Source organism: Dermacoccus sp. Ellin185 (assembly GCF_000152185.1).
GTDB lineage: Bacteria > Actinomycetota > Actinomycetes > Actinomycetales > Dermatophilaceae > Dermacoccus > Dermacoccus nishinomiyaensis.
On sequence record NZ_AEIQ01000003.1, the window covers coordinates 1 to 5,385 of the forward strand.

General features: G+C 70.9%; 6 protein-coding genes and 1 pseudogene. 3 read left to right on the top strand and 4 right to left on the bottom strand.

The genetic code is table 11. The features are described 5' to 3' along the window. The coding region (locus HMPREF0321_RS00080) for a YigZ family protein (protein WP_006943261.1) at positions 1 to 453 on the bottom strand (453 nt) is incomplete at its 3' end. 84 nt (positions 454 to 537) lie between these two features. Between HMPREF0321_RS00080 and HMPREF0321_RS00085 the strand changes: the two genes are divergently transcribed. Both HMPREF0321_RS00085 and HMPREF0321_RS00090 read left to right on the top strand, forming a co-directional pair. Further along, the gene (locus HMPREF0321_RS00085; protein WP_040014153.1) at positions 538 to 900 is read left to right on the top strand and encodes a hypothetical protein; all 363 of its coding nucleotides are present in this window, start codon (positions 538 to 540) and stop codon (positions 898 to 900) included. Between the two features lie 187 nt (positions 901 to 1,087). Beyond that, the gene (locus tag HMPREF0321_RS00090; protein ID WP_006943260.1) at positions 1,088 to 1,285 is read left to right on the top strand and encodes a DUF3073 domain-containing protein; all 198 of its coding nucleotides are present in this window, start codon (positions 1,088 to 1,090) and stop codon (positions 1,283 to 1,285) included. Positions 1,286 to 1,433: 148 nt separating this feature from the next. Here the strand turns inward: HMPREF0321_RS00090 and purM are convergent, their stop codons facing one another. From purM to HMPREF0321_RS00105, 3 genes are all read right to left on the bottom strand, one after another. Beyond that, on the bottom strand, positions 1,434 to 2,549 hold the full coding sequence (gene purM, locus HMPREF0321_RS00095) for a phosphoribosylformylglycinamidine cyclo-ligase (RefSeq protein ID WP_006943263.1): 1,116 nt from the start codon (positions 2,547 to 2,549) through the stop codon (positions 1,434 to 1,436). 86 nt (positions 2,550 to 2,635) lie between these two features. Next, a complete protein-coding gene (gene purF / locus HMPREF0321_RS00100; RefSeq protein WP_006943258.1) occupies positions 2,636 to 4,258 on the bottom strand; it encodes an amidophosphoribosyltransferase in 1,623 nt (540 codons plus the stop codon). Between the two features lie 81 nt (positions 4,259 to 4,339). Further along, the gene (locus HMPREF0321_RS00105) at positions 4,340 to 4,708 is read right to left on the bottom strand and encodes a hypothetical protein (protein WP_006943257.1); all 369 of its coding nucleotides are present in this window, start codon (positions 4,706 to 4,708) and stop codon (positions 4,340 to 4,342) included. A gap of 121 nt (positions 4,709 to 4,829) precedes the next feature. On the opposite strand from HMPREF0321_RS00105, the pseudogene HMPREF0321_RS14490 reads away from it, so the two are divergent. Next, a pseudogene (locus tag HMPREF0321_RS14490) lies at positions 4,830 to 5,385 on the top strand (hypothetical protein); the annotation flags it as partial.

Below are 5,385 nucleotides of genomic sequence, written 5' to 3' on the forward strand. Positions count from 1 at the left end.
GATGCCGACGTCGGCCGCCATGACGAGGCGACACTCGTACGTGACGACGCGGGCCTCGGCCAGCGCGGCGCGCACGACGTCGCCGTAGGCCCGCACGAGCCCTCCGGCGCCGAGCAGCGTGCCGCCGAACCAGCGCGTCACGACGGCGACGACGTCGCTCAGACCCGAGGCGACGAGCGCCTCCAGCATCGGCGCGCCCGCCGTGCCCGACGGCTCGCCGTCGTCGTTGCTGCGCCGCACCTGACGCTGGGGGCCGAGCACGAACGCGCTGCAGTGATGACGCGCGTCCCAGTGCTGCTTACGAGCGGCCTCGACGACGGCCCGTGCGGCCACCTCCGACGCTTCGTCGTCACCCGCGCCCACCGGCGTCAGTTCACACAGGAACCGCGAGCGCTTCACCTCGATCTCGGCGATGGCCGGGCCTGCGAGGGTGGTGAACCGAGACGTCGTCATGTCCGGCGACGATACCGGGCGCGATGATGCGAAACGACGACGCGGAACGTGGCGCCCCCGTCGCGCGGGCGTCAGAATGGGGGCATGACGTCGCGCCATCTGCCCGCATCCGCTCGCGCCCTCGTCGTCGGTGGTGCCTGCGTGCTCGCCGTCGCCGCGGGGTCGTCGTCACCCGCCGCCGCCATCACGCGCAGCCCGGGTGTGAGCTCGAGCAGCACCGCCGGGGCGTCCGAGGGAGCTCAGGAGTTGACCGTGCAGACCGCCACGGCCTCCCCGAGCACCGTCAAGGGGCCGACGACGCCGACGGTCGACGAGCCCGGCGACAACGAACCTGCCCTCGTCCTGGGTGGTTTCGGCCTCGGCGCGCTCGCCCTCGCGGGGGCGTTCGTCGTCGCCCGACGGCGTGTCGTCGACGATCCAGGCTTGGCCACCACCCACACGGAGTGAGACCGGTCACTCATGGCCGCGCGAGGCGCCCGGCGATCCGCGTCGATGGGCGGAAATCAACGCATCTGAGGTAGCGTTACCCCCACGACAGAAACTTAGGATCCCCAGGGCCCTCCGCCTGACGTCCGCACGCCCGCGTGCGGGGTGATGACGGCCGCCCTGGCAACACGACAGAGGGGGTCTCGCCATGGGGCGCGGCCGGGCCAAAGCCAAGCAGACCAAGGTTGCACGCGAGCTCAAGTACTTCTCGCCGGACACCGACCTCAGCGCGTTGGAGCGAGAGCTCCGTGCCTCGCGCAGCGCGAACGAAACGCGTCAGGCGCAAGCCGACGACGAGGGCGACGAGTATGACCGCTACTCCAAGTGGGCGTCGGACGACGACTGACCACGACGAGCGCGCAACCCGCTTTTTCTTGAGTTGACGTGAACGAGAGCCTCCGTCCCATCGGGACGGAGGCTCTCGTCGTGCTGACTTCTGCGTGGGCCGGCGACGAGCGCCGAGCTCGAGGGGCTCGAGCGCCCGTGCTCACCCGTCAGGCGTAGCTGCCCACGATCTGGCAGGCGCCGGCGTCGACGCCCTTGGCGCCGGAGATGATCTCTGCCTCGGCGGCGTCGAGGTTCTCGGTGCGTGCGATATCGCCCATGCGCCATGCGGACAGGTCGAGTTCGGCGCACACCTCGATGGCCGTCGCGGCCTGCTCGGCGGGCAGCACGGCGACGAAGCCGACGCCCATGTTGAGGGTGCGTTCGATGTCGTCCTGGGGCACGTTGCCGACGCGCTGGGTGACGTCGAAGACGGCCGGCGGCGCCCACGTCGAACGCTCGATGCGCGCGCCCATGCCCTTGGGCAGGACGCGGGCGACGTTCGCCGCCAGGCCCCCGCCGGTGACGTGGGACAGCGCGTGGATGTCGACGCCGTCGGTGCGGATGAGGCGCAGCAGGTCAGCAGCGTAGACCCGCGTCGGTTCGAGCAGCTCCTCCCCCAGCGTGCGGCCGAACTCCTCGACGTGCTTGTCATAGCCCCACCCGGCGCTCGCGTAGACCTTGCGCACGAGCGAGTAGCCGTTGCTGTGCAGGCCGCTCGCGGCGAGGCCGAGGACGACGTCACCTTCGCGCACCGACTCGGGAAGGATGAGATCGGCCTTGTCGACGACGCCCGTCGCGGCGCCCGCGACGTCGTACTCGTCCGCGGCGAGCAGGCCCGGGTGCTCGGCCGTCTCCCCACCGATGAGGGCGACGTTCGCCTGACGGCACGCGGCGGCGATGCCCTTGACGATGGCCGCGATGCGCTCGGGCACGACCTTGCCGGTCGCGATGTAGTCGGTCATGTAGAGCGGCTCCGCGCCGCACACGACGATGTCGTCGACGACCATGCCGACGAGGTCGAATCCGATCGTGTCGTGCGTGTCGAGCGCCTGCGCGATCGCGACCTTCGTGCCGACGCCGTCCGTCGACGTCGCGAGGATCGGGTGCTCCATGCGTGCGAGGACGGAGGCGTCGAACAGCCCCGCGAACCCGCCGAGGCCGCCGAGCACCTCGGGGCGCTGGGCCTGCTTGACGGAGGCCTTCATCAGTTCGACGGCCTTGTCGCCGGCCTCGACGTCGACGCCGGCGCCGGCGTAGGTGATGGGTTCGTTGTGCTGGGTCATCGTCGTCCTTCGAGGTGCGAGGTCACGGTGCGGGCGCGGCGCCGCCGTCAGGGCTGCGGCGGCGCGGGAGGATCGAGAGGCGTCGGTCAGTTCGACGTGTGCCGACGGGCCGGGCTGACGGCGGCACCCCCGGCGGGCGAGACGCCGTCGGGGTTGGTGCGGGCGAGGTCGATCGACTCGTCCTGGCCGAGGTCGGCCGTGCCGACCGTCGTCGGATCGACGCCGCCGAACTCGACAGGCAGCTGCAGCTCGAGCAGGCCCTTGCCGAGGCGATCCTCAGCGGGCAGCTCGACGGGGTAACGGCCCGTGAAGCACGCGGTGCACAGGTTCTCGCGCGGCTGCCCGGTGGCGGCGATCATGCCGTCCTCGCTGATGTAACCGAGCGAGTCGGCACCGAGAGACGTCGCGATCTCGTCGACGACGAGGCCGTTGGCGATGAGTTCGGCGCGCGTCGCGAAGTCGATGCCGTAGAAGCACGGCCAGCGCACGGGCGGGCTCGAGATGCGCACGTGCACCTCGGCCGCGCCGGCCTCGCGCAGCATCCGCACGAGGGCGCGCTGGGTGTTGCCGCGCACGATCGAGTCGTCGATGACGACGAGGCGCTTGCCCTTGATGACGGGCTTGAGCGGATTGAGCTTGAGGCGGATGCCGAGCTGGCGGATCGTCTGGCTCGGCGCGATGAACGTCCGCCCGACGTAGGCGTTCTTCACCAGGCCCATGCCGTACGGAATCCCGGACTCCTCGGCGTACCCGATCGCGGCGGGCGTCCCGGATTCCGGCGTCGGCATGACCATGTCGGCGTCGACGGGGAACTCACGCGCGAGCTGACGGCCCATCTCGACGCGGCTCTCGTAGACCTCGCGGCCGGCGATCGTCGTGTCGGGACGGGCGAGGTAGACGTACTCGAAGACGCAGCCCTTCGGCTCGGGCTCGGCGAACGTCGTCGAGCGCAGACCGTCCGCGTCGATGGCGATCATCTCGCCCGGCGCGACCTCGCGCACGTAGCTGGCGCCGACGATGTCGAGCGCCGCCGTCTCGCTCGCGACGACCCAACCGCGCTCCAGGCGGCCGATGACGAGCGGGCGGATGCCCTGCGGGTCACGCGCGGCGTAGAGCGTGTTCTCGTCCATGAAGACGAAGCAGAACGCGCCCCGCAGGTGAGGCAGCAGGGCGAGGGCCGTCTTCTCGAGGCTCGTGTCGAACTGAGCGCCGAGCAGCGCCGTCACGAGCGCGGTGTCGGTGGTGTTGCCGCGACGCAGCTCGCCGAGCGTGTTGCCGAGCTCGCCGTGGATCTCCTCGAGCTTCTCGCGCAGCTCGGCGGAGTTGATGAGGTTGCCGTTGTGCGCGAGCGCCACCGTGCCCGCCTCGGTGTCACCGAGCGTCGGCTGCGCGTTCTCCCAGGTGGAACCACCCGTCGTCGAGTACCGGCAGTGGCCGATCGCGAGGTGGCCGCGCAGGGAGGCGAGGCTCGTCTCGTCGAACACCTGGGAGACGAGGCCCATGTCCTTGTAGACGAGCAGGCTCTTGCCGTCGCTCGTCGCGATACCTGCCGACTCCTGGCCGCGGTGCTGCAGCGCGTACAGGCCGTAGTAGGTGAGTTTCGCGACCTCTTCACCCGGCGCCCAGACCCCGAAGACGCCACATGCGTCCTGGGGGCCCTTCTCGCCGGGAAGGATGTCGTGTGAGAGTTTGCCGTCGCCGCGTGCCACAGACATCAGTCTTTCACGACCTGAGCCGCAGCGTGCATCCTACGGGCAGCCGGGCGCCGGGGCGCAGGACGCATACGGGCGTCAGGAACGACGGTCGGCGACGACGAACGCGAGGCCGCCGAGCAGCGTGCCGAGGGCACCGAACAGGACGACGAGGTAACCGGTCGATGACGACGCCGTGTAGTTGCCGCCGTCACCGCCGTCGAGGGAGACGAAGAGGCCCGCGAGGGCTCCGATGACGGCGCCCGTCAGCAGGAACGGCATGACGCGGGGCGCACGACGCACGCGAGCGAGGGGCACGCCGTCGCGGTTCATGGCCGGACGTTCGTCGGCGCGCACCTCGTCATGTGCCGGGCGTGGGGCCTCCGACGCCGGGCGGGCGTCGTCACGGGTGTCGTGGCGGCTCTCGTCGCGCTCGGCGGTTTCGGTGCGGGGTTCAGGCGTGCTCACCCCACCACGGTAGCAACGCCCGCGGGCGCATCACGACGCGGTAAATCCCGGCCCGGCGCAAGTGACTCGGCGGTAGGGTGGCCACAGAAATGTGTGCTCGTACGACTGATGGGACGCGACCGTGAAGTGGTTCATCCTCGAAAACGTCATCCTGCTGCTGGCTCTGATCGCCTACCTGCTCATGCGCGACCCGAAGAAGGGCGCGCCGAAGCGCCCGGGTTCGGTCGGCATCCACGGAGTGAACGGCAAGAACAAGATCGGCCGTGACGACTCCGTCGACGAGAGCGTCGAGACGCCTGACGCGAAGGCCGCGGCCACCTCCGAACTCGAGGAGAAGCCTGCGAAGGGTGCCGCAAAGACGGCCGACGAGGTGAAGACCGGCGCACCGAAGAACGAGACGGCCGAGCAGCAGCCGGCCGCCCAGGACGCGCCCGCGAAGGCGGAGGCTCCCGCGCCGAAGAACGCGCCGTCCAACGGCCAGAAGGCTGCCGCGGCCGGTGCTGCGGCGGCTGCCGGTGGCGCTGCGGCGGCTGCGGCCGACGACTGGGATGCCGCCCCGGCTCCTGCTCTTGAGACGCCCGCCGCGCCCGCCGCATCGAGTGGTGACGACTGGGATGCCCCCGCTCCGGCTCTCGACGGGACCGCTGCCCCGGCCGCGCCGGCTCAGGCTGCGCCCG